Annotated in this window: 22 protein-coding genes; 19 read left to right on the forward strand and 3 right to left on the reverse strand. The window is 43.9% G+C overall.

Annotated elements, in window-relative coordinates; genetic code table 11:
• From BIY37_RS13735 to BIY37_RS00385, 4 genes are all read left to right on the forward strand, one after another.
• A partial coding sequence (locus BIY37_RS13735; RefSeq protein ID WP_230402390.1) for a hypothetical protein occupies positions 1-195 on the forward strand: 195 nt, incomplete at its 5' end.
• Positions 196-721: 526 nt separating this feature from the next.
• Complete coding sequence (locus tag BIY37_RS00370) at positions 722-2455, forward strand: carboxypeptidase regulatory-like domain-containing protein (RefSeq protein WP_070065867.1); 1734 nt, start codon at positions 722-724, stop codon at positions 2453-2455.
• Between the two features lie 475 nt (positions 2456-2930).
• Positions 2931-3119, forward strand: a complete 189-nt coding sequence (locus BIY37_RS00380) for a hypothetical protein (RefSeq protein ID WP_143299105.1) — start codon at positions 2931-2933, stop codon at positions 3117-3119.
• Positions 3109-3684, forward strand: coding sequence for a transposase (locus BIY37_RS00385; RefSeq protein ID WP_070065870.1), 576 nt, complete (start codon positions 3109-3111; stop codon positions 3682-3684). Before BIY37_RS00380 ends, BIY37_RS00385 begins: the two co-directional genes overlap by 11 nt.
• 101 nt (positions 3685-3785) lie before the next feature.
• On the opposite strand, the gene BIY37_RS00390 is transcribed toward BIY37_RS00385, so the two are convergent.
• A complete protein-coding gene (locus BIY37_RS00390) occupies positions 3786-4079 on the reverse strand; it encodes a hypothetical protein (RefSeq protein WP_070065871.1) in 294 nt (97 codons plus the stop codon).
• Between the two features lie 217 nt (positions 4080-4296).
• Here BIY37_RS00390 and BIY37_RS00395 point away from each other — a divergent pair, with 217 nt between their 5' ends.
• The 15 genes from BIY37_RS00395 (at position 4297) to BIY37_RS00465 (ending at position 19768) form a co-directional block, all read left to right on the forward strand.
• Positions 4297-4650, forward strand: a complete 354-nt coding sequence (locus tag BIY37_RS00395; protein WP_070065872.1) for an NADH-quinone oxidoreductase subunit A — start codon at positions 4297-4299, stop codon at positions 4648-4650.
• The gene (locus tag BIY37_RS00400) at positions 4641-5108 is read left to right on the forward strand and encodes an NADH-quinone oxidoreductase subunit B (RefSeq protein WP_070065873.1); all 468 of its coding nucleotides are present in this window, start codon (positions 4641-4643) and stop codon (positions 5106-5108) included. The genes BIY37_RS00395 and BIY37_RS00400 overlap by 10 nt, the downstream gene beginning before the upstream one ends.
• Positions 5109-5615 (forward strand): NADH-quinone oxidoreductase subunit C, encoded by a 507-nt coding sequence (locus BIY37_RS00405; RefSeq protein WP_315850098.1) that lies wholly within the window; start codon positions 5109-5111, stop codon positions 5613-5615. It abuts the gene before it with no gap.
• A gap of 35 nt (positions 5616-5650) precedes the next feature.
• Positions 5651-6805 (forward strand): NADH dehydrogenase (quinone) subunit D, encoded by a 1155-nt coding sequence (gene nuoD / locus BIY37_RS00410; protein ID WP_070065874.1) that lies wholly within the window; start codon positions 5651-5653, stop codon positions 6803-6805.
• Between the two features lie 29 nt (positions 6806-6834).
• Positions 6835-7344, forward strand: a complete 510-nt coding sequence (nuoE, locus tag BIY37_RS00415; protein ID WP_070065875.1) for an NADH-quinone oxidoreductase subunit NuoE — start codon at positions 6835-6837, stop codon at positions 7342-7344.
• Positions 7345-7349: 5 nt separating this feature from the next.
• Complete coding sequence (locus tag BIY37_RS00420; protein WP_070065876.1) at positions 7350-9197, forward strand: NADH-quinone oxidoreductase subunit NuoF; 1848 nt, start codon at positions 7350-7352, stop codon at positions 9195-9197.
• A 1-nt stretch (position 9198) separates the two neighbouring features.
• Positions 9199-11838: a molybdopterin-dependent oxidoreductase gene (locus BIY37_RS00425; protein WP_070065877.1), complete on the forward strand. Its 2640-nt coding sequence runs from the start codon at positions 9199-9201 to the stop codon at positions 11836-11838.
• Between the two features lie 26 nt (positions 11839-11864).
• Positions 11865-12149, forward strand: coding sequence for a hypothetical protein (locus BIY37_RS00430; protein ID WP_070065878.1), 285 nt, complete (start codon positions 11865-11867; stop codon positions 12147-12149).
• Complete coding sequence (gene nuoH / locus BIY37_RS00435; protein ID WP_070065879.1) at positions 12146-13141, forward strand: NADH-quinone oxidoreductase subunit NuoH; 996 nt, start codon at positions 12146-12148, stop codon at positions 13139-13141. The genes BIY37_RS00430 and nuoH overlap by 4 nt, the downstream gene beginning before the upstream one ends.
• 1 nt (position 13142) lies before the next feature.
• Entirely contained in the window at positions 13143-13568 is a 426-nt protein-coding gene (locus BIY37_RS00440; protein ID WP_070065880.1) for a NuoI/complex I 23 kDa subunit family protein, read from the forward strand.
• Positions 13569-13702: 134 nt separating this feature from the next.
• Positions 13703-14212 carry an NADH-quinone oxidoreductase subunit J gene (locus tag BIY37_RS00445; protein WP_070065881.1) on the forward strand — a complete coding sequence of 170 codons (510 nt, stop codon included), beginning with the start codon at positions 13703-13705 and terminating at the stop codon, positions 14210-14212.
• A gap of 1 nt (position 14213) precedes the next feature.
• Complete coding sequence (gene nuoK / locus BIY37_RS00450; protein ID WP_070065882.1) at positions 14214-14516, forward strand: NADH-quinone oxidoreductase subunit NuoK; 303 nt, start codon at positions 14214-14216, stop codon at positions 14514-14516.
• Between the two features lie 7 nt (positions 14517-14523).
• On the forward strand, positions 14524-16452 hold the full coding sequence (gene nuoL / locus BIY37_RS00455) for an NADH-quinone oxidoreductase subunit L (protein WP_070065883.1): 1929 nt from the start codon (positions 14524-14526) through the stop codon (positions 16450-16452).
• Positions 16453-16517: 65 nt separating this feature from the next.
• A complete protein-coding gene (locus BIY37_RS00460) occupies positions 16518-18080 on the forward strand; it encodes an NADH-quinone oxidoreductase subunit M (protein ID WP_080324744.1) in 1563 nt (520 codons plus the stop codon).
• A gap of 224 nt (positions 18081-18304) precedes the next feature.
• Positions 18305-19768, forward strand: coding sequence for an NADH-quinone oxidoreductase subunit N (locus BIY37_RS00465; RefSeq protein ID WP_070065885.1), 1464 nt, complete (start codon positions 18305-18307; stop codon positions 19766-19768).
• 28 nt (positions 19769-19796) lie between these two features.
• On the opposite strand, the gene BIY37_RS00470 is transcribed toward BIY37_RS00465, so the two are convergent.
• Together BIY37_RS00470 and BIY37_RS00475 are read right to left on the reverse strand one after the other, a co-directional pair.
• A complete protein-coding gene (locus BIY37_RS00470) occupies positions 19797-20498 on the reverse strand; it encodes a DUF2959 family protein (protein WP_070065886.1) in 702 nt (233 codons plus the stop codon).
• Between the two features lie 455 nt (positions 20499-20953).
• Positions 20954-22180 carry an MFS transporter gene (locus tag BIY37_RS00475; protein WP_420886176.1) on the reverse strand — a complete coding sequence of 409 codons (1227 nt, stop codon included), beginning with the start codon at positions 22178-22180 and terminating at the stop codon, positions 20954-20956.
• Positions 22181-22634: the final 454 nt, after the last annotated feature.

Raw genomic sequence — 22634 nt, forward strand, 5'->3', positions numbered from 1 at the left:
CTAACTATTCTGAGAAAATATTCTCTCTCACCATCAGTTTCGCTGAATAGTTACTCGGTTTTTGAAAATAAGAACGAGAGAGATTACCATCACACCCGGAGCCAGTTTTTATTTACGTGTTGGATGGGCTTCTTATCGGGTCTTTATAAAATCTCTGTTGCATTTGATACTCAAACGATGTACCTTGAGACATAATAATTGATGGTTATTGAGTTTGCTCAGCAAATATTAACGTATTGCGCTAACCATCCCAAAAATATCCCTATTCGTCGCTGTTTGCTGAGAAAGCTTAACATAAACTTAATAATTTGGGACAATACAGGTTTTTAAAAAAATTTTGCCGTTGTCGGTAATCCGTGCGAAACAAAATATGTAGCGCTTGTGGTTTGTCGTTCGGCTGAGCCCATGGCGAAGTCCTCCGCACAAACCAACCACAAGGGTCTTCGTCGTGAGCTCAGTCGAACGACCGGCGTTGCCTTATTCAAAAAGCCAAGATTGTTGCAAAAATGTTAACTTGGTGTGATTTCCCTCTGGAAAAAGGGGAGTAAGGAGGGTATGCAAATATTTATGAAATACCCGGTAGGCCAATCTTCCCCGCTTGTCCTACCCATCAAAGGGAGATGAAAAGCGCTGCCCAAGTCATCTCGTGTATTAATGCTGTACCTTGATACGGCAAGCATAACGGATGATCTGTCAGCCATTTTCAGGAAGAGAAAATATTATGGAAAACATACAACATCGTTTTCTTGCAGACATGGTGTTGAAATTTGCATCTTGTTTCTTCTGTCTCGTCAGATTTTTATTTCCGGCAGTCCTCGTGTTTAGCTGGTTTGTCGGTAATTCACACACACTTTTTTCAGACGAGACGATATATCATCAGACTACGGGATCGGTGCCTTATTACTCTCAAGCCGAAGTCTCCCCTTCGCAATCCGCTGCTAACGCACCTATCGTCATAACCGGACCAGCCTCCAGGGTAACATACGATTCGGCAACAATTCAGGGGATAGTAAATGCACGCGGGTTATCAACAACGGTATGGCTTCAATACAGAATTGTCAATGGAGCATCGAAGAGTACCGGTACAACACAAACCGTAATTGGAACAAGCGATTCAGAAATAAGTGTCAGGATAATTGAACTGCTTCCAGCCTCAACGTATTATTATCGTCTTGTGGCAAAGAACGACGCAGGCACGTCATATGGGAGAGAAATGTCATTTACAACGGTCGATATAAATTCATCAATTTCAACAGAAATAATCCCACCCAATGGTTCCGTAAAAATCAATGGTGGAAATAATTGTACAAACTCTTTAACCGTTACATTAAACCTTTCTGCTACGGACAATACCGGGGTAACAGGTTATTATCTTTCTGCAAGTGCTATACCGCCCTCACCATATTCCGTCGGCTGGAAATCGATACCTGAAACAACGGATTACAGGGAGAACGTCCCCTATACTTTCACAAACGGTGATGACAGGAACACTGTGTACGTCTGGTATAAGGATGCTTCCGGAAACATATCGGACACCGCCAGTAGTTCTGTCATCGTGGATATAACGCCGCCTGTAGTTACAATTCAGCAGCCAACTTCTGATCGCGCCTATACAACTACCAGCGAAACCATTAGTATAGGCGGAAACGCATCAGACAATTTAACGGAAATAAGCAGTATCGTGTGGACGAATAGCAGAGGAAAGAAAGAAACAGAGAGAAACACGCTCGACTGGATTATTCCCCATATCGAACTGGCCAGGGGAGATAATGTGATAACCGTAAAGGCTACGGATAGTATGGGAAATACAGGAATAGCAAAAATAACGATAACGTATACCACCGACAACAACACGCCCGTGGTAAAAACAGGCGTTGCAACGAGTGTAACCGCGGAATTGGCTACTTTGAATGGAACTGTACATGCAATGGGATTACCAACAACGGCATGGTTTCAATACGGTACGAGCAGCGGACATTACAGCAACATGTCGCCAATCCAAGATAGTGAAGATATTGAGCATGATATACCAATAGGCAACCGGATCAGCGGATTGAAATCAGGAACAACGTATTATTACCGATTGGTAGCGCAAAATAGCGCAGGTGCGACCTCTGGAACTGAAATGACGTTTACAACGCTGCCTCTGAAAGGCAAGATTTATGGGAAAGCCGTCTCCTTTGCAAAAGGAGAACCGATAGCATCTGCGAAATTACGGCTCAAGGGAACAAAGGCAAGGAAAAAGGGCTTCCATATGATATTCTCTGATGCACATGGATTTTTCACATTTGATAATTTAGACGCAGACACCTATGATATTATCGCAGCAAAAACAAATATGGAGACTGTCACCCAGACCGTAGAGCTGAAAGACGGAGAGGAAAAAAAGATGGAGATTACCTTAAAAAGCAGAGAAGAAGATAAAAAAGAAGTAAAAGATTCCACCGGCGATTAACAGAAAACAAACTAGCCTTTACAAACGGTGATGAGAAAGAATATGCGTGTTTGGTCTCTGTATATTCAACAGATACAAACCGTTCCTTCTTTTTTAAGGAGTTTATCTCTTGCAGGAACTATCTTGCGAAGTTTTCTTCTCGTTGTAAAAAGCAAAACAGGCATTTGTGTGGTACACCTTTTTGTTCAAATTGAGTTTTTAAAGAAGAACCCTGATTGGATACAAAAGAGTTGGTAGATAAAACTCATGAACCAATAAAGGGCTCAAGGTAGAACAAGATTTTATAGGGCGACACAAAAGATGTCAATCCAGAATGTCATACCAGGGGTCTTCTAGCCAGGAGCTATTTGTTTCCATGCTTTTTTGTTACCTGGAGCGGGGCAGGTGATATTTTTTAATTTAATTGTATAGGATTCTCATTTTATTTAAGCGGGTTATAGGGTGGCATGGACAAACTTGTTTGTCCATGTTGTTTTTGAATATATCACACGGACAAACTCCCCGGCTGGGTCAAGATAAAAAAGGAACTCGTGGTCTGGAGAAATTACAGGTAACGATTCAGGATATCGCAAAAACCCTGAAGGAGATCAAGAAGTCCTCAATCAATACCGCTGATCAGGGTTGTGTGAAAGCGAAAGGACGTCAGGGAACCCATGCCTCATAATAATGCTCAAATGGTAGTTGACAAAAAGCATGGCTTGATTGTCTCAAGCGAGGTGGCAAGTGAAAATAACGATCTCAATCAATTCCACCGCCAGATCAGACAAGCCAGCGAGGTCATAGGAGATAAACCCAAGGTAGTCTGTAGTGACTCTGGATATTATAGCCTTGAGGACCTCAATCAGGTGGAAGAAGACAGTATGGTTGTCATGCCTATACAAAAACAAGCACAAAAGGAGAATGGCAATCCACCCATAAAACCATTTGTCAAAGGGCAATTCCGGTATGATTCTTCCCAAGGCGAATATGGTTGTCCCGGAGGAAAGAGATTCTCGTATTATTCGGCTAAAGCCCGTGAAATGACTTATAAGGCAAACGGCAAAGATTGCCGGAAATGTCCTCATTTCTGCGTTTGCACCTCTTCGCGGCAAGGAAGAAGAATTACCAGCATGAGAGAGGAACCACTCAAGAAGCGTCTTGAAGCTATTTCGTGTCTGAACGAAAACATCTTATTTTTGAAAAGTATCAGGGCGATTTTACGCTTACTAAAATCGTTTCATAAAATTTGATGTTAGACTTCTGGCAGGAATAAGTATTTCTTACTCATTTCCCTTCATTTTAGACTTGTCTGGAGATAGTATCTCCCTTGCCATGCTGCTTCTTGTAGTTTTTAAGCTGCCTTTCTTACCACTACCTTATTGGTTTTATTGATGGTCTCCTCATCCAATAAACTTACATTGTCCTTGATACCCTGCCTTGAAAATCTCTTGCCCTCTCCAAACGTCGTCTCTACCCCAAGAATCTGCCTGATTGGCGATTGTACCGCAGAAATGGGTATGATGCCAAACTCCTGTTGCTGCTCAAATACTTCGATTGACTCAGTACAGGTCTCTTTCTCGTCTTCTATCGAATGTCTTTTCCTTCTCCACTTTGTATTATCTGCCTTCGGCTGGTTTTCGTTCAAACACTAATCAATGAATCTGTTTGAAGAGCCGTGTGCAGTAATTCTGCCGTTTACTCGACCCCTGTTTATAAGTCTTCGCCCAAAAATGGCGTATTCTCTACATTATAAAACAGGGTATTCTCCTTGTACTTTTATCTTGCCTTTAATACCAGCCAAAGGATTTTTATTGTGCAAATCTCTTTGACTTTTTTATAAATACTTTTATAATGATTTTTTTATGATACATTATTTACCTATACTAATATTATTTATTGTTGCTGTAGGATTTGCTGTTACCAATATCGGGCTTTCGGCGATTTTGGGAAGACGCAAACCCACCGCAGAAAAACTCTCACCGTATGAGTGCGGTATTAATCCGGTGGGTTCGGCACGGGAACGTTTTTCGGTAAAGTTTTATCTTATTGCCATGTTGTTTGTTATTTTTGATATTGAAGTGGTCTTTCTTTACCCCTGGGCGGTGGCATTTAAGTCGCTTAGTCTCTTTGGTTTTATTGAAATGCTTATCTTTCTTGGCATACTCCTCATTTGTTATTTTTATATCTGGAAAAGAGGGGGGTTGGAATGGGATTAGAAAGTCACCTCGGTGACAATATTCTTACAACAACCTTAACCACCATGATAAACTGGGCGCGCGAGTCTTCTCTCTGGCCAATGCCGTTCGGGCTGGCCTGCTGTGCCATAGAAATGATGGCGGTAGTTGCGCCCCGCTATGATCTTGCGCGGTTTGGCGCAGAGGTCTTTCGCTTTTCACCACGGCAATCAGATCTGATGATTGTCGCTGGCACGCTTACTTACAAGATGGCGTCCGTGGCGAGAAAAATTTACGACCAGATGCCGGAGCCGAAGTGGGTTATTGCAATGGGTGCATGTGCAGTCTCTGGCGGCGTATACAATACCTACAGCGTTGTTCAGGGTCTTGACCAGGTTTTACCCGTAGATGTGTATCTTCCCGGATGTCCGCCCAGACCGGAGGCGTTGATCCATGCCATTATGGAAATACAAAAAAAGATTAAAAAGGAATCGTTGTAAATGCCCATGAAAAATGAAGACCTGGCCGCATTAATAAAAACAAAATTTCCTGAAGCAATTATGAGCATAGCTTCATTTCGGAACGAATTGACGCTTACCGTGAAAAAAGACGCTGTTGCCGAAATTGCGCAATTTCTTAAGAAAAACGAAGCCCTCGATTTTAATTTTTTGTCTGATCTGTGTGGAGTTGACCGGATTGAAACGGATAATGTTTTTGATGTGGTATACCACCTCTATTCTCTTTCAAAAAATCACCGTCTGCGTCTTAAGGCGTCTGTCTCACCAGACGCGCCAAGCCTGCCAACAGTAACCGGTGTCTGGAAGACGGCAAATTGGCATGAAAGGGAGACCTACGATATGTTTGGTATTACGTTTGAGGGGCATCCTGATTTGAGAAAAATTCTTACTCCGGAAGACTTTGAAGGACATCCATTACGAAAAGATTATCCCCTGGACGGAAGACAGCCAGCCACGCTCCGGGATATTTATCGAAAGGATGAAGCGTGACAGAGGCGTCAACAACCACAACTACGACCCATTTGATGACAATCAATATGGGTCCGCAACATCCCAGCACACACGGCGTTTTGAGGCTTTTGTTGGAACTGGACGGCGAGACGATCACAAAGGCAGTGCCGCATGTCGGATTCCTCCACCGGGGTGTGGAAAAGCTTGCGGAATACAGAACGTATCATCAGTGTATCCCCCTCACCGACCGGCTGGATTATGTTGCCCCTTTTTCAAATAATTTGGCGTACGCCCTTACCGTTGAGAAACTGCTCGGCATTGAAATTCCTGAAAGGGCACAACACATTCGCGTACTTCTTTGCGAACTCACGAGGATTGCTTCCCACCTGCTGTGGCTTGCGACTCATGCGCTGGATATCGGCGCCATGACCGTATTCTTCTATTGTTTCAGAGAGCGTGAGGCAATCTATGACATCTTTGAGATGGTGTCGGGGGCGCGGATGCATACCTCCTATATTCGGGTGGGTGGCGTATCGCGGGACTTGCCCGGTGGGTTTGCTGAGAGAACTCATAAATTTGTTATGGAATTTCCTTCCCGGCTCAACGAATACGAGACACTCCTTACGGAAAACCCTATATGGAAAAAACGCACGGTTGACGTGGGCATTATTTCTGCAGAAGACGCCATCGATTATGGGCTCAGTGGCCCGAGTTTGCGGGGATCGGGAGTCAACTGGGATATCAGAAAGGCGGAACCCTATTCCCAATATGATAAATACCAATTTGTGGTCCCGCTGGGTAAGAACGGCGACGTATATGACCGATATCGGATACGAATTGAAGAGATGCATCAGAGCAACGGGATCGTTCAGCAGGCGCTCAATATCCTTCCCAAGGGAGATTATCTGGCCAGGATACCGAACGTCACTCTGCCGCCGAAAGAAGACGTTGAAACGATCATGGAGTCGATGATCACTCATTTTAAACTGATTACGGATGGTATTCATCCGCCAAAGGGTGAGGTTTATGCCAGCATTGAAGCGCCGAAAGGCGAGTTAGGCTTTTATCTGGTCAGCGATGGCTCCAGCCATCCTTACCGTCTTAAGATACGGCCGCCTTCGTTTGTCAATCTCGAGGCGTTGCCGAAGATGATAGAAGGTCGTATGCTTCCTGATGTTGTCGCGACAATTGGAAGTCTTGACATCGTTTTGGGAGAAATTGATCGTTAAAATTTGAATATCACGATGATATAGTAAAAATGAATACCGCAAAAGAACAAGTTGCGCAAGGCAATACGGTAGATTTTTCAAAGATAGAAAAGATACTGGGAAAATATAAAAACGCAAGAGGGGCAGTAATTCCCATTTTGCAGATGGTACAGACGGAATATGGTTATCTGCCGGAACCAGTTATCGATCGTATTTCAGAAAGATTGCATGTTAGTGTTCATGAAATAATCGGGGTTGCTACTTTTTATGCTCAGTTTCATTTAAAACCGCGCGGACAGCACATCATTAAGGTGTGTTGCGGGACTGCATGCCATATAAAAGGAGCAAAAAAGGTCATGGAGAAACTGAGCGAAACATTAGAGGTTCCCACAGGTATGACAACAAAGGATAACGCATTCACGCTGGAGGAAGTTGCCTGTCTGGGCGCATGTTCACTGGCGCCTGTTATGATGGTGGATGAAGATCTCCATGGAAAACTAGCGCCGGATACGGTTGCTACGGTCATAAAAGAGATAAAAGAAGCGGGAATTCCCAAGTAATTTTTATGAATAGTAATGAAATGATAATTCAGCAACAAAAACCCAATCCGCAAAAACCACAAATACTTATCGGTATGGCCTCTTGTGGTTTGGGTGCTGGTGCAAGAAATGTGCTGAAAAGTATCGAACACGAGCTGGAAAGACAAAAGCTCGATGCGGATATAGTACATACAGGTTGTATTGGTATGTGCGCATACGAGGTGCTTATGGACGTGATCTTCCCCGGCCGCACGCGTGTTACTTACGGAAATGTAAAAGCAACAATGATTCCACAAATCCTAGAAGAACACGTGGGAAGGGGAGAGGCAGTAAAGAAATACGTTATGTCACAGATGTACCTGGACGACAAGACAGTCATTCCTTATGAAGGGTTACCCTTTTTTGATGATCTGGAGATGAATAGAGGTCAAAAAAAATATATCCTCAGGAATTGCGGATATATTGACCCCGATAGCATCAATGAATATATTGAGCGGGGCGGATACACGGCTCTTGAAAAAGCCCTCAAGTCCATGACACCTAAAGCGATAATTGACGAAATAAGCAAATCAGGTCTCAGGGGCCGTGGTGGTGGTGGTTTTCCAACAGGTGAAAAGTGGGCATCCTGTGCCAAGTATTCTGCTGACGAAAAATTTGTCGTGTGCAATGCCGATGAGGGCGATCCGGGCGCCTTCATGGACAGGAGTCTTTTGGAAGGAGACCCTCACGCTGTTTTAGAGGGTATGATTATTGCCGGGTATGCTATTAATGCCACGGCTGGTTACATCTACATTCGTGCCGAATACCCTCTGGCAGTCAAAAGGCTAAAACATACTATTGAAGAGGCAAAAAAGCATGGTTTTCTGGGACAAAACATATTAAAAACCGGATACAGCATGGAAATGTATATAAAAGAGGGGGCAGGTGCCTTTGTCTGCGGTGAATCAACTGCATTACAAAACTCTATTGAAGGCAAACGAGGTATGCCCCACACGAGGCCGCCGCAATCTGTAGAGGCCGGCCTATGGCATAAACCTACGTGTTTGAATAATGTAGAGACCTTTGCTAACGTACCATTTATTATAAATCAGGGTGCGAATTGGTATACCAGAATTGGTACAGAAAAGAGCAAGGGAACAAAAATCTTCTCCCTGACCGGAAAGATAAAAAATGCTGGTCTTGTTGAGGTTCCTATGGGTACAACGATCAGACAAATTGTCTTCGATATGGGCGGCGGAATTCCAAAAAGAAAAAAATTTAAGGCGGTGCAAATCGGAGGTCCGTCTGGTGGTTGTCTTCCTGAATCCCTGCTGGATTCACCCATAGATTACGAATCGCTTGTCGGGGCAGGTGCAATGATGGGCTCAGGAAGTTTTGTGGTTGTTGACGAGACTACCTGCATGGTAGAGATGGCCAGATTCTTTATGAATTTTTGTGCTAATGAATCATGCGGAAAATGCCCACCCTGCCGGATTGGCACTACCCTTATCCTGGAAATCCTCACCCGTATTACCATGGGACAAGGTGAAGATAAAGATTTAGAGATACTGGAACAGATGGGTGACGAGATGAAGGTGATGTCTCTTTGCGGTCTTGGTCAATCAGCCCCAAATCCGGTAAAATCTACCATCCGGTATTTTCGGGATGAATATGTAGCACATATCCGTGATAAAATTTGCCCAACGGCCACGTGTGTTGCCCTCCACAAGTATGAGGTGATCCCGGAAAAATGCACCAGGTGTCAGGCATGTATTCGTAATTGTCCGGTTAAGGCAATCAGCGGCAGTGCTGCGGAAACTGCTTTCATTCATAAAGAAAAATGTATCAAGTGCAATCTTTGTTACGAAAAATGTAATTTTCTGGCAATAAAATAAAATGAATATCGTACAACTGGTTATAGATGACAAACCTATCAGCGCTCCGGAAGGCACGAATGTTTTCCATGCAGCGATGAACAACGGCATTTACATTCCGGGACTGTGCTATCATCCGAAACTCTCACAATTCGGGGGCTGCAGGCTTTGCTTTGTTGAGATCACGGAACGGAAAAGGACTGGTCACCGTTTTGCCTGTGCTCATCCCGTGTCAGAAGGAATGGTGGTGAAAGTGAATACTCCAAGAGTCGTTCGATACCGCAAGTCGGTTATGGAGTATTTACTGGCGCATCACGAACTCTCCTGTCCTACCTGCGACAAGTCGGGAGAATGCGGACTTCAGAACATTACTTATGAACTAAATTTGGCTCCCGGCAGATTCAGGACGGTAAGAATGCACTATCCGGTGATCCGGGATAACCCTGTATTGGAACTGAACCGCAACCGATGTGTTTTGTGCGGCCGCTGTGTAAGCACCTGTAAGGAAATTGAAGGATTGAGCGCCATTGATTTTCAGAACCGCGGTTTTAAAACGGTAGTCGGTACCGCCTTTGATCGGCCACTGGAGTGCAGTTTCTGCGGCGGCTGCGTTGCTGTGTGCCCGACCGGCGCATGGCAGGACAGAACCTTAGGGTTCAGAGGCAGAGCATGGGAATTTACCAGTACGCCTACGATTTGTCCTTACTGTTCTGTTGGATGCACGGTTGTTGTTGATACAAAAGCAGGGAACGTACGGCGGATCGTATCCAATGATCGCTTGGGAATAAATGAAGGCAATCTCTGCGTTAAGGGAAGGTTTGGCCACGAATTTATCCACTCTCCTGAACGGTTGAAAACTCCGTTAATCAGGCGCAACGGTGAATTCTCTCCGGCAACCTGGAATGACGCTCTTGACTATGTATCGAAACGGTTCCAGGAAATTATCCAGAAATATGGGGGAACATCGATTGGTGGGATTGGTTCTGAAAGGTGTACCAATGAAGACAATTACCTCTTTCAAAAATTCTGCAGAGCTGTCCTGGGTACGAACGTTATCGACAATATATCGAATATGAAATCGCCCTATCTCAACCGGCTGATTTATCAATCGGTGGTGAATGGAATTGCGACGCCGTTTCTCCGAGAACTAGAACAGGCAAATACTCTCTTCTTCTTTGGCGCTGATGTAACAGAGGCACATCCCGTGATCGGCAGTATGGCCAGAAAAGCTATTAGGTTGAACAATGCGAATCTCGTCATCGCAAATGTCAGAGACGTCCAGTTCAATAGCAACGCCAAAAACGATGTTCGATTGTTCTATACGTTAGGAAGCCAGATCATCCTCATAAATGCCCTGATGAAAGTTATCATCGAGGAAGGTTTGGTTGATGAAAAGAAGGCAGAAGCGGCGACAAACCATTTTCACGAATTGTGCTCCGCGTTGAATATGGTTACGGTCAGCGAGGCGTCTCAGCAAACAGGCGTCCCTGAGGAAACTATCAGAAATGCGGCGCGAATATTAGCAAAACCGGGAAGATGCCATATTATCTGCGGTAAGGACATTGAAGAGGACCCGTCCGGTGAAGTCGCTGTAAAAGCCTTGTTGAACCTCTGTGCCCTGCTCAATATCCTTGGAAACAATGAAGACAAACGGGCTTCGGTTTTGTTCTCAAGATCTCATAATAATTCTCAGGGTGTAAATGATATGGGGGTTGTTCCCGAATTCCTCCCCGGGTATCTTGATTTAAATGATGCATCCCATAGGGAAAGGGTCAAAAAGATATGGGGAAGGAAACTGCCGGAGCATGTGGTGAAGGAAGATTCTGTAAATGTTATTGATCTTATGCTCAATGGCAAAGTAAAAGCATTGTACGTTATAGGAGAAAATCCTGTCATGACCTACCCGTATGGAAAAGACGTTCGGGAGGCATGCAAAAAGCTCGATTTCCTGGTTGTTCAGGATGCTTTTCTGACGGAAACGGCGCAAATGGCAGACGTTGTCCTTCCGACAGCAATCTTTGCTGAGAAGGAAGGAACCTTTACCAATATGGGGATGACCGTGCAGCGGCTGAACAGGGCACTCCAACCCGCGGGAGAAGCAAGGCAGGACTGGGAAATTCTCTGTGAACTTGCGAAAAAGATGGGATATTCTTTTTCTTATCTTTCTGTGAAGGAGGTTTTGCAGGAAATTGGAAGCTTGTCTCCCATCTATGCCGGTATTCAGTACGACCGCTTGAAAAGAAAAGAATTTCGCTGGATATCTTCCTTCTATGATAAAAATCCTCGGGCGCCGTATACCTTTGAGATTATTCGCCCTCCATCTGCCGCTATAGTAAAGAGAAAAGATTTTCCGTATCTGTTGCTTACCGGGGCTAGTTTGAATCATCATGGCTCTTTTTCCCGGCATGCAAAGGCGCTCATCGCAATTGCTCCGGAATGTTTCGTGGAAATATCCAGAAAGGTTGCACAGGATGCGGGTATCTTGAACGGAGATACGGTAACAATTGAATCCTTGCAAAACAAGATAAAGCTGAAAGTAAAGGTTACGGACAGGATACCCGAAGGGATCGTGTTTATTCCGGAAGATTATGAGTGGGTACCGGTCAATCTGCTTCGCAATAAGATATATACCCCGGTTAAAATCTATAAAGAAACAGAGTAGAATGATGAACATATGAGGGTAATGGTATGGCAAAAAAAGGACAGACATATTTTTGTGAGATTTGCAGACAAAAAGTCGTCGTTACGAAAGCAGGCTTCGGGGTGTTGGTATGTTGCGGCCAGGAAATGCGTTCAGCCGATGCCGGGGGGATGATGGCCACCTGGACAGCAGTCCATCATAAACCTGTAGATGGGGTAAAATTCCACTGTAACGTATGCGGACAGCAGATAGATGTTATTGTCGAAACGACAGGTATCCTGGAATGTTGCGGTCAAAGAATGCAGCGGATTGGGGAAACGTCAGCGAAATGAATAAAGAATTCCTTGTGTATCTCGTTATTGTGTGTGTTAAGATCCTGCTTGTATTTGGCGTAGTTCAGCTTATGGTCATTTCCATGATCTGGCTTGAAAGAAAGATTATGGCACACATGCAGGTGCGGCTGGGTCCGATGCGTGTTGGTCCCCATGGTTTGCTGCAACCTATAGCCGATGGTATCAAGCTCCTCTTTAAGGAAGATATTATTCCTGAAAAGGCAAGCAAGCTGCTTTTTGTCCTGGCACCGGCTATGGCAATGGTTCCGGCAATGCTCACCTTTGCCGTTATTCCTTTCGGAGACGCGGTAAAAATTCTTGGGTACAAGGTAGATCTGGTAATTACTGATGTTAATATAGGATTTCTGTATATTTTTGGCGTATCCTCCCTGGGTATTTATGGTATCGTCATGGCTGGCTGGGCATCGAACAACAAATACTCTTTGCTGGGCGGTATTCGGTCTTCAGCACAGATGATCAGCTACGAACTAACCCTTGGGCTGTCCCTGATCGGAGTAGTCATGATGACAGAGTCTTTGAGTCTGGTAGACGTTGTTAATGCCCAGGCAAAATTATGGAATATTATTCTGCAACCAATCGGTTTTTTTATCTATTTCACGAGTGCAATAGCGGAGGTCAACCGGTGTCCGTTTGACCTGCCGGAGGCGGAATCAGAACTTGTGGCAGGATACCACACCGAGTACAGCAGTATGAAGTTTGCGATGTTTTTCATGGCTGAATATGCCAACATGATCACCGTATCGGCCATTGCAGTAACCTTTTTTTTGGGCGGATGGCAAGGGCCATTTTTGCCTCCGGTAGTATGGTTCCTGCTCAAGTTATCGGGGTGTCTGTTTTTTTTCATCTGGATACGGTCGACGTTCCCACGGCTCAGATATGATCAGTTGATGCATTTTGGCTGGAAATTCCTGTTGCCGCTCTCGCTTTTTAATATATTAATTACCGGACTTGTCATAGTAATAAAAGGATAATATGATCTTACCCTTATTGAAAGGACTGGCGCTTACTCTTAGGCGATTTCTCAATCCGAAGACATGCGCAACAGAACTCTATCCTGAAGAACGGCCAAAACTTTCCACGAGATTCCGGGGGTTACCGGAACTGCAGATCGGAAAAGATGGCAGGGAAAAGTGTGTTGCTTGCGGGTTATGCGCCAAGGTGTGTCCCTCGCAGTGCATTTCTATTGAAGGCGCGGAGGATGAAACGCACAGGAGATACCCAAAAACCTATGAATTGGACGCCTTCCGTTGTATTTTCTGCGGGTTCTGTGAAGAAGCGTGTCCGGTAAGGGCTATCATCCTGAGGGATACCTTTGAACTGGCAACGTATGAGAAGAAAGACGTCTTTGATAAGGAAAAATTATTAGATCTCACGAGGAAGAGAAATTTGCCGCGATAAATATCTCCATCGTGATAATGGTATCTCCAATTTATGAATGGAATTAATCCTGTTAGGATTTAAAACTCTGAGAGGTTTGGCATGCGATTTTATGCTTTGGATTTTATCTTTTCTGACTCATTCAGGTTAGGGGAATGTTAGCATATTTATTTTACATTGTAGCTGCAATTACGGTAACCACTGCGGTCTATCTTATCTTTGAGAAAAATCCCGTTTTTGGCGCTCTGTATCTTATTCAGACAATGGTCTCTCTTGCCGTTCTCTACATACTGCTTGAGGCGCAGTTTGTTGCTGCCGTCCAGATCATCGTATATGCCGGAGCCATTATGGTGCTCTTCCTCTTCGTAATTATGTTACTAAACCTTGATATCGGGGAAGAGACAAAGAATGCCTTGCCCTATCAAAGGATACCCGCGATTCTCATGGGGATTGCATTGTTCACTATTATTTGTATTGTTATCAGGTCAAAGCTCCTGCAAGGAAAGCAGGATCAATACACAACGGCGTTTGTTCAAGGCGTTGGAAATACAAAACTCATTGGTAATTTATTGTTCACGGAATATCTGCTGCCATTCGAAATAACCTCTATATTGTTGTTTGTAGCGGCCATTGGCGCTATTATGCTGGCAAAGAGGAAATTATAAGATGATTACGATTACGCACTATCTGGTATTGAGCGCAATCCTGTTTACGGTGGGCGTTATTGGTGTTCTGATCCGGAGGAATGCCATCATCATCTTTATGTGCATAGAACTCATGCTCAATGCGGTAAATCTGTCCTTTGTGGCGTGTGCCCATTACCTCAACTCCATGCAAGGCCAGTTGTTTGTATTTTTTACTATGACCGTTGCCGCTGCTGAAGCTGCCGTCGGTCTGGCAATCATTGTCGCGGTATTCAGGAATAAAGAAACCATAAACATTGACGATATCAATATCATGAAATGGTAGGAATTTCATGCTCAATCTCGTAGCACTAATCTTGTTATTCCCGTTAATCGGGACGGTTATCAACGGCCTTGCAGGAAAAAGATTGCGTAAGGAAACGGTGGGATACCTTGCCTGCGGGGCAATTGGTTTGTCATTCCTCGTTTCATTTATGGTATTTATCGGACTGCTCCAGTTGCCACCCGACGAACGTCTGTTTGAAAAACACCTCTTTCGCTGGATCGAATCAGGCTCATTCATATCGGCGGCTGCCTTGCAGGTAGACCCCCTGTCCGTGGTGATGATCCTGGTCATTACCGGTGTCGGATTCCTTATCCACCTCTACTCGATTGGTTATATGCACCATGATAAGGGTTATCACCGGTATTTTTGCTACCTCAACCTATTCGTCTTCTCCATGCTCCTGCTGGTACTCAGTAATAATTTCCTCCTCATGTTTATCGGATGGGAAGCAGTCGGATTATGTTCATATCTGCTTATCGGATTCTGGTTTGAAAAGAAATCGGCCTCTGATGCAGCCAAAAAGGCCTTTGTTGTAAACCGGGTCGGTGATTTTGGTTTTGCCCTCGGCATTATGCTGATTTTTCTGACCTTTCACAGTATCGATTTTACGGAAGTATTCAGCGCTGTTTCTCACGGGAATTTCGAGAAGGGCAGTTTCACGGTGACGATGATCACCCTGCTTTTGTTCATAGGGGCAACGGGTAAATCAGCCCAGATACCCTTGTACACGTGGCTGCCAGATGCTATGGAAGGCCCAACGCCGGTCAGTGCACTCATCCATGCGGCAACCATGGTAACGGCAGGCGTTTATATGATCGCCCGATGCAACGCCCTGTATCTGTTGTCTCCGTTCACAATGACCGTGGTGGCCAGTATTGGCGTAATAACGGCGCTTTTTGCTGCATCCGTCGGTCTGGTGCAAAATGATATCAAGCGGGTGCTGGCATATTCCACTATCAGCCAACTCGGCTATATGTTTCTGGCCTGCGGTGTGGGTGCATTTACAGCGGGTGTCTTTCACCTGATGACCCATGCATTTTTTAAAGCCTTGTTATTTCTTGCTTCAGGAAGTGTCATTCACGCTCTGTCCGGTGAGCAGGATATAAGGAAGATGGGCGGGCTGAAACCCCACATTCCTGTCACATACAAGACCTTTTTGATTGGTACAGTTGCTATTGCTGGTATTCCTCCGTTTGCAGGGTTTTTCAGCAAAGACGAAATTTTATTAGAAGCGCTCGTCCGTGGGAATTTCATTTACTGGTCGCTTGGAGCCTTTGCCGCCTTGTTAACAGCTTTTTATATGTTCCGTTTACTCTTTATGACTTTTCATGGGGAATGCCGGGTTGATCACCATGCGATGGAACATCTCCATGAGTCTCCAAAAAATATGACTTTGCCTCTCGTCGCGCTTGCGGGGCTTTCTTTTGTCGGTGGATTCTTTGGTATTCCCGGCGCAAATGCGTTGGAACACTTTTTAGCGCCTGTACTGGGCGGACACGGCCATACTGAGGTTCGCGGGGCAGTGTCAGCCGGGCATCACGGCGCATGGCTTCCCTATCTGATGATGGTTATTTCGACGGCAATCGCCCTTGTCGGGATATTCCTTGCGTACCAGATGTATATCAAGAAACCGGGGTTATCCAAAAAACTGGCAGAACGATTCCGGCTTATCCATAAACTCCTGTTGAACAAGTATTATGTTGACGAAATCTACGATGCCATCTTTATTAACCCGACAAAAAAAATCTCGACCCAAGTCTTATGGAAGGTGATTGATGTCAGGATGATTGATGGTTCGGTAAATGGTATCGCCTGGCTTGTAGGAAGAATCGGGAGTGTTTTGCGTCACTTGCAAACAGGATATATCCGTAATTATGCCTTTTATATTGTTGTGGGCTGCATCCTTATTATTGTACTTGCTGTGTTTGGCAGGTAAGCAGGATAGGTATTGCTTACCGAAAAACTGTCTTTTAACGCTGGCCTTTTCATAACTGAATATCTATGCCTATGCTTTCACTCGTAACCTTTTTCCCGGTCATCGGGGTATTTTTTATCCTTTTCATGGATTCTAGGAGAAAGGAACTTGTCAGGGTTACCACTCTGCTGGTTTCAATTGTGGTGTTTGTCCTTTCCCTTCCTTTGTATTTCAATTTCAATGCCCATGCGTATGAGATGCAGTTTGTTGAAAAATTGCCGTGGATACCTTCCTTTGGAATCAACTATCACGTCGGAGTAGATGGAATAAGCCTTTTTCTTATTCTTTTGACTACCTTTCTCATGCCCATCTCTATCCTGGCCTCATGGCATATCACGAAGCATGTGAAGGAATATATGATTGCTATGCTCGTGCTTGAGACGGGTATGGTTGGCGTGTTTATTTCGCTGGACCTGTTTTTGTTTTATGTATTCTGGGAGCTTATGTTGATTCCCATGTATCTTCTCATTGGCATCTGGGGCGGACCGCGAAGAATTTATGCGGCGATAAAATTCTTCCTTTATACTATGACCGGCAGCGTCTTTATGCTCCTGGCAATCATTGCCTTGTATTTTCTTAATTACCGTGCAACGGGCAATTATACGTTTAATCTTCTGGAATTTTACCGTCTGGAACTCTCGTTTGCCGTTCAATTCTGGTTGTTCATTGCCTTTGCGCTTGCCTTTGCTATAAAAGTTCCTATGTTTCCCTTTCATACCTGGCTGCCGGATGCACATGTGGAGGCACCCACCGCCGGAAGTGTTATCCTGGCAGGGGTGCTCTTAAAAATGGGGACGTATGGCTTTGTGCGATTCTGCCTGCCACTGTTTCCGGAGGCAAGCCACGCCTTCATCCCGGTAATTTCCTGGATGGCAATTGTTGGTATCATTTATGGCGCATTGGTCTCTATGGTGCAAGACGACCTGAAAAAACTGGTTGCTTATTCCAGCGTAAGTCATTTAGGCTTCATCATGCTGGGCATTTTTGCCTTTAATATCCAGGGGATCGAGGGTGGCATTACCCAAATGATCAATCACGGACTAAGCACCGGGGCCCTCTTTCTTGTGGTTGGAATGCTCTACGAAAGAAGGCATACACGAATGATCGCGGATTTTGGGGGGTTAACCAGGCAGATGCCGGTTTTTGCCACCTTCTTTATGATCGTTACCTTGTCTTCCATCGGATTACCTGGTTTAAATGGCTTTGTGGGAGAGTTCCTTATTCTCGTGGGTACATTCAAGTCACGCATCCTGTATGCATCCATTGCAACGTCGGGTATTATCCTTGCTGCGGTATATATGCTCTGGATGTTTCAGCGGGTCATGTTTCATGAAATCACCCATGAAGAGAATAAGAAGTTAACGGATGTGAGTAAGCGGGAATTTGCCATCTTACTTCCCCTGATCATAGTCATCTTCTGGATAGGCATCTATCCTAGCTCGTTTCTACGGAAGATGGATGCATCGGTAAACCACCTTTTAAGACAGACGGGCGAAGGGGTAAACAGCGTTTCCCGTCTCCAAAAACAAAATAAACAGACAATGCCACAGATTGACATCGTTTCAGAAACCAAAACAGAATGGGAATGATAGGTACCTGTAAGGCAGGAAATTCATAGCGCAGCATAGTAGCACCAAATTTCATCTTTTTGGGGGGAGCAAAAAGAATTATAAAAAAGATTTTATATTGGTAATATTAAAATGCAGTAAACCCGTAACATAATTTCTGCTTAGCAAAGGGTAATACGTGCGAAACCCCTCTTGTTAAGAGACTAAAGAAGCTTGCTAAAAGAGAAAACTTTAAAAGGTCGTTTATGACAAATGTTTCCATCATGACGTTTAATATCCTGAGTATCTTGCCGATCCTGATCCTGTCGGGTTTTGGAATGATCGTACTCCTCGTCGACGTTTTATCTTCAAGGAGATTGGGGGAAAAGAATCTTCTTGCTTACATATCTTTAATAGGGATTATTCTTGCCGCTATCTTCGCCAGAAGTCCTGCCGGGACGACCCTCTTCTCGTTCAATGAGTCCTTTGCAATCGATAACTATTCCCTCTTTTTTAATTTTATCTTCTTGCTCAGCACGGGACTCACAATTCTGATATCACACAGTTATATTAAACGTGAGGAGATTAATCACGGGGAATATTACGCCCTCATTCTGTTTTCTACCATTGGGATGATGCTCATGGCGGCCGGCGCTGATTTGCTGAATATTTTCATCGGTCTTGAGGTTATGTCCATTAGTATTTACATCCTGACGGGGTTTAAACGTTCGAAGCTCATCTCAAATGAGGCATCTTTGAAATATTTCCTGCTTGGTGCGTTTGCCACGGGCTTTTTACTCTATGGCATCTCCCTTGTCTATGGTTCTACAGGTGCGATCAATCTGAAACAGATCGCCAGCTTTATTGCCAGTAAGGGAGGCATTTCAGACCCCGTGTTGCTCATGGGAATGGGGCTGATTATCATTGGGCTCGGATTCAAGGTTGCTTCCGTACCGTTTCATGCATGGGTGCCTGATGTCTATGAAGGAGCGCCCACCGCAATTACGGCCTTCATGTCGGTTGGGCCAAAGGCCGCGGGTTTTGCCGCCTTTTTGCGAATTCTCATAACCGCTTTCGGCTCGGCTCATGACGAATGGCAAAAGATTATTTACATCCTCGCCATCTTGACCATGACGACAGGAAACGTCATTGCCATTGCCCAGACAAACATCAAGCGCATGCTTGCTTATTCCAGCATTGCCCATGCTGGCTATCTTCTTATTGCTCTGGTGTCAGCAAATGATATGGGCGTATCGGGAACGCTATTTTATATGCTGGCGTATACGTTTATGAATATTGGGGCATTTGCTATTGTTATTGTACTGAGCCGCAAAGGTGACGAATTCATCCAAATCAATGACTATGCCGGATTGGGATTTAAACATCCGCTCCTTGCCCTTGCGATGACCCTTTTTATGTTTTCCATGGCGGGTGTACCGCCCACGGCAGGTTTCGTGGGAAAATTTTATATCTTCAGCGCTGCTATAAAATCGGGTTATATCGGGCTTGCCGTTATTGGGGTAATTAACAGTGTTATCTCTGTGTATTACTACTTAAGAATCACGGTAATTATGTACATGAAAGAACCCACAAGGGAATTCGCCCCCCTCACTATTTCACCCCTGATCGTTGCCGCCATCGCTATCTCGGTGATTGGCACACTTCATCTGGGCATTTTCCCTTCTAAAGTTATGGAAATTGCTCAACAAGCTACGCTCATGTTGAAATAAGCCTATTCAGAAACAGAAAAAGACAGCATCAGAGTCCCACTCTTGACGACAAGGCATTGGTAGCGCGATCCACCTCGTCAGCGAGTGCCTGGAGTTTTCCTGTGACGATTTTCCCATCTTCATTTGCCTTAGTGACATAAGGTTTTATCGATAGCATCCCTCGTGTGGTAAGGTCATTGCCAAGTGCAGTTTTTATATCCGTCAAATCAATAATGAAAGGTTGATACGTTATCTGGACTTCCTGTGCCAGACTCGTGATATGTTGAAAGATTTTGCTTAATTCCCCGCGTCGTTCCTCCCCTGTTGCGCGCAATTCTGAATTCATGATGTTTGATGACTCTTTTTCCCAGGTATCAAAATATTCTTTCCCTTTGGTTGACATACTTTCTGCATGTCTGCTCATGCTGCGTGAGTTGTCTGTTGTACGGTTCAGTTGTTTTACAAAATTCTGATACGGCTTATACAGATCTCCTCCGTCGGTTTTTTCAATTTGGTTCAGCGCTGTAAGTGTTTCGGTTATCTGGTTAAGATTCTTTGACAGCTCTTTATGGAATTCCTCAATGCTCGATACAGCCTTTTGCTTTTTTTCCAGGCCAGTTGTAGCACAACCAGGGAAAAAAGCCTGTGCTCCCCATAGAATGAAGACTGCTGGAAGACCAAGTGCGTTCCATGTGATTGTCCTCTTTTCCTGTCTATACTTTTTTAACCATTCGGCTGTTTGTTTTTTCATATTCCATGCTCCTGTAAAAATTATTATCATAACGCAGCAAACCGCAATTAATTCCACTTTAGGGTGATGCGGGTTGCGAAAAAACTTAGCAAAAAAAGATGTTATAAAGGAATATTATAATGAAAAATAATAGAATGTCTTTACCTTTTTTTTAGAGAATAACTGGGAAAAGTATTCACCCGAACATGTCTGTCTCTATTCAACAATCCCTTTCGGAGAACTGTAACAACGTAGAAAGGCTGAAGATTATTATGAAAACTTTCCCATGTTTCATGCTAGTTCTCCTGTGGCTATTGAAAAGATTTTTGAAGATTTCAAAAATCTTTTTGATGCTACCGCGGAAAAAACCTTTTGCTTTTTAAAACATATCTAACTGGGTCACATTAATACCTTTAAAGGCCAGAAAGATAATACTGCCGATACGTTAAAACTTCAGTTTTTCAGACATAATCATGTTAGGGTTTTTTTAAAACCTTTTGTCCATTATTTGAAAAGTGTTCAATGTTTGGTAAAAATCCTGCAAACAAGCCGAGTAATGGTAAGAAAGAGCAGATTTTAAAGACGAATTCGATGTCTATTTTATCTGCTAAAGCGCCCAATGCCGCAGAACCAACAGCTCCCATCCCAAAAGCAAAACCAAAGAATAAGCCAGACACCATCCCTAATTTCTCAGGAATAAGTTCCTGACCATATACGATAATGGCTGGAAAAGCGGAAGCCAATATGATACCTATGAATACCGTCAAAACTACTGTCCAGACAAGATTCACATAAGGCAAAAGAACGGCAAAAGGCGCTATACCTATTATGGATATCCAAATCACCATTTTTATCCCGAATCTATCGCTGAGCGGACCGCCAATTATTGTTCCGGAGGCTACTGCAATGAGAAAAATAAAGAGAAATATCTGTGAACTTTGAATAGATACCCCGAAATGGTGAATCAGATAAAAAGTAAGGTAATTTTGCATCGAAGCCATGTAAAAGAACTTGGAAAACATCAAAACCATCAAAATTCCCAAGGCCAGCGCTATTTTATATCTTGATATATTATTGATATTCTGTCTGTACAGATTAGTCAGCCTCTTTTTTTGAAAATTCTGTCTTTTTGACCAACTTCCTGTTCTCCATAAGATAATTGCAGCGATAAAGGCTAGTATAGAAAAAAAGGCAATATAACGCTGACCAAAAGGCACGATAATAGAGGCTGCCAAAAGGGGGCCGATGGCCATTCCCGCATTACCGCCCATCTGAAAAATGGACTGTGCAAGGCCTGCACGTCCACCGGAAGCGTAACGCGCTATACGCGAGGATTCCGGGTGAAATATCGATGATCCGATACCTACTAATATCCCGGAAATTAAGACACCGGCAAAACTCCTCGAATAGGCAAGAGACAGCAGGCTTGTTAATGTAAAACACATTCCAATCGTCAATGAGTAGGGCTGCGGCTTCTTATCAGTAAACCATCCCACCACTGGTTGAAGGATTGAAGCTGTTAGCTGATAAGATAAAGTTATCAGACCTATTTGGATAAAGCTCAGACTATAATTCGCCTTGAGAAGGGGATAAATAGACGGGAATACAGATTGCAGAGAATCGTTTATTAAATGGGCGGTACTTAACGAAAATAAAATAGAAAATACAGATCCGTTAGATCTCTTATTCTTCAACTTTTTCAACCTTCTTTTAAACGCTTTTGTACGCTTCATTTCATCTCAATTATCTTGCTGTTCATTCTCCGGTACCTTTCTCTCCTAGATTCTCATCTGAGCGACACTTCCGCCGTAGTCAAAGCTTTAAAAGCGCCGCTTGATGGAAAATTACTAGAGCGATATCATAGCAAAATTGTTGGGCTATTTTCAACGTTCGATCGAATGATCTCACAATAAAGTTGCTAATAGATAGAAGGATATTTTAGATAAACCCTCAACGCTCAATGATGGTATATAAGGCAATACTTTTAAAGAAGCAATTTCTTTCTTTATCGTTGAAAAGGTAGCATATGCCAATCTAAGGGTTACGGATAGAGGCAGCGGTTAATCCTGCGCAAAATCCCAGTTTTCTTACGGCGAAATGCCCGGATGGTATTATTTAAAAAATAATTTACATGATTTCTGAACCTTTCCTGATTTT

Origin of the sequence: Candidatus Brocadia sapporoensis, assembly GCF_001753675.2 — a bacterium.
In the GTDB taxonomy this organism is placed as follows: domain Bacteria; phylum Planctomycetota; class Brocadiia; order Brocadiales; family Brocadiaceae; genus Brocadia; species Brocadia sapporoensis.

Coding starts and splice junctions, on each gene's coding strand:
- BIY37_RS00420 (WP_070065876.1), top strand. CDS start 7,350: ATGAATAGTAATGAAATGATAATTCAGCAACAAAAACCCAATCCGCAA.
- BIY37_RS00465 (WP_070065885.1), top strand. CDS start 18,305: ATGACAAATGTTTCCATCATGACGTTTAATATCCTGAGTATCTTGCCG.
- BIY37_RS00405 (WP_315850098.1), top strand. CDS start 5,109: ATGCCCATGAAAAATGAAGACCTGGCCGCATTAATAAAAACAAAATTT.
- BIY37_RS00400 (WP_070065873.1), top strand. CDS start 4,641: ATGGGATTAGAAAGTCACCTCGGTGACAATATTCTTACAACAACCTTA.
- BIY37_RS00470 (WP_070065886.1), bottom strand. CDS start 20,498: ATGAAAAAACAAACAGCCGAATGGTTAAAAAAGTATAGACAGGAAAAG.
- BIY37_RS00445 (WP_070065881.1), top strand. CDS start 13,703: ATGTTAGCATATTTATTTTACATTGTAGCTGCAATTACGGTAACCACT.
- BIY37_RS00425 (WP_070065877.1), top strand. CDS start 9,199: ATGAATATCGTACAACTGGTTATAGATGACAAACCTATCAGCGCTCCG.
- BIY37_RS00395 (WP_070065872.1), top strand. CDS start 4,297: ATGATACATTATTTACCTATACTAATATTATTTATTGTTGCTGTAGGA.
- BIY37_RS00370 (WP_070065867.1), top strand. CDS start 722: ATGGAAAACATACAACATCGTTTTCTTGCAGACATGGTGTTGAAATTT.
- nuoE (WP_070065875.1), top strand. CDS start 6,835: ATGAATACCGCAAAAGAACAAGTTGCGCAAGGCAATACGGTAGATTTT.
- nuoK (WP_070065882.1), top strand. CDS start 14,214: ATGATTACGATTACGCACTATCTGGTATTGAGCGCAATCCTGTTTACG.
- BIY37_RS00440 (WP_070065880.1), top strand. CDS start 13,143: ATGATCTTACCCTTATTGAAAGGACTGGCGCTTACTCTTAGGCGATTT.
- nuoD (WP_070065874.1), top strand. CDS start 5,651: ATGACAATCAATATGGGTCCGCAACATCCCAGCACACACGGCGTTTTG.
- BIY37_RS00430 (WP_070065878.1), top strand. CDS start 11,865: ATGGCAAAAAAAGGACAGACATATTTTTGTGAGATTTGCAGACAAAAA.
- nuoH (WP_070065879.1), top strand. CDS start 12,146: ATGAATAAAGAATTCCTTGTGTATCTCGTTATTGTGTGTGTTAAGATC.
- BIY37_RS00385 (WP_070065870.1), top strand. CDS start 3,109: ATGCCTCATAATAATGCTCAAATGGTAGTTGACAAAAAGCATGGCTTG.
- nuoL (WP_070065883.1), top strand. CDS start 14,524: ATGCTCAATCTCGTAGCACTAATCTTGTTATTCCCGTTAATCGGGACG.
- BIY37_RS00460 (WP_080324744.1), top strand. CDS start 16,518: ATGCCTATGCTTTCACTCGTAACCTTTTTCCCGGTCATCGGGGTATTT.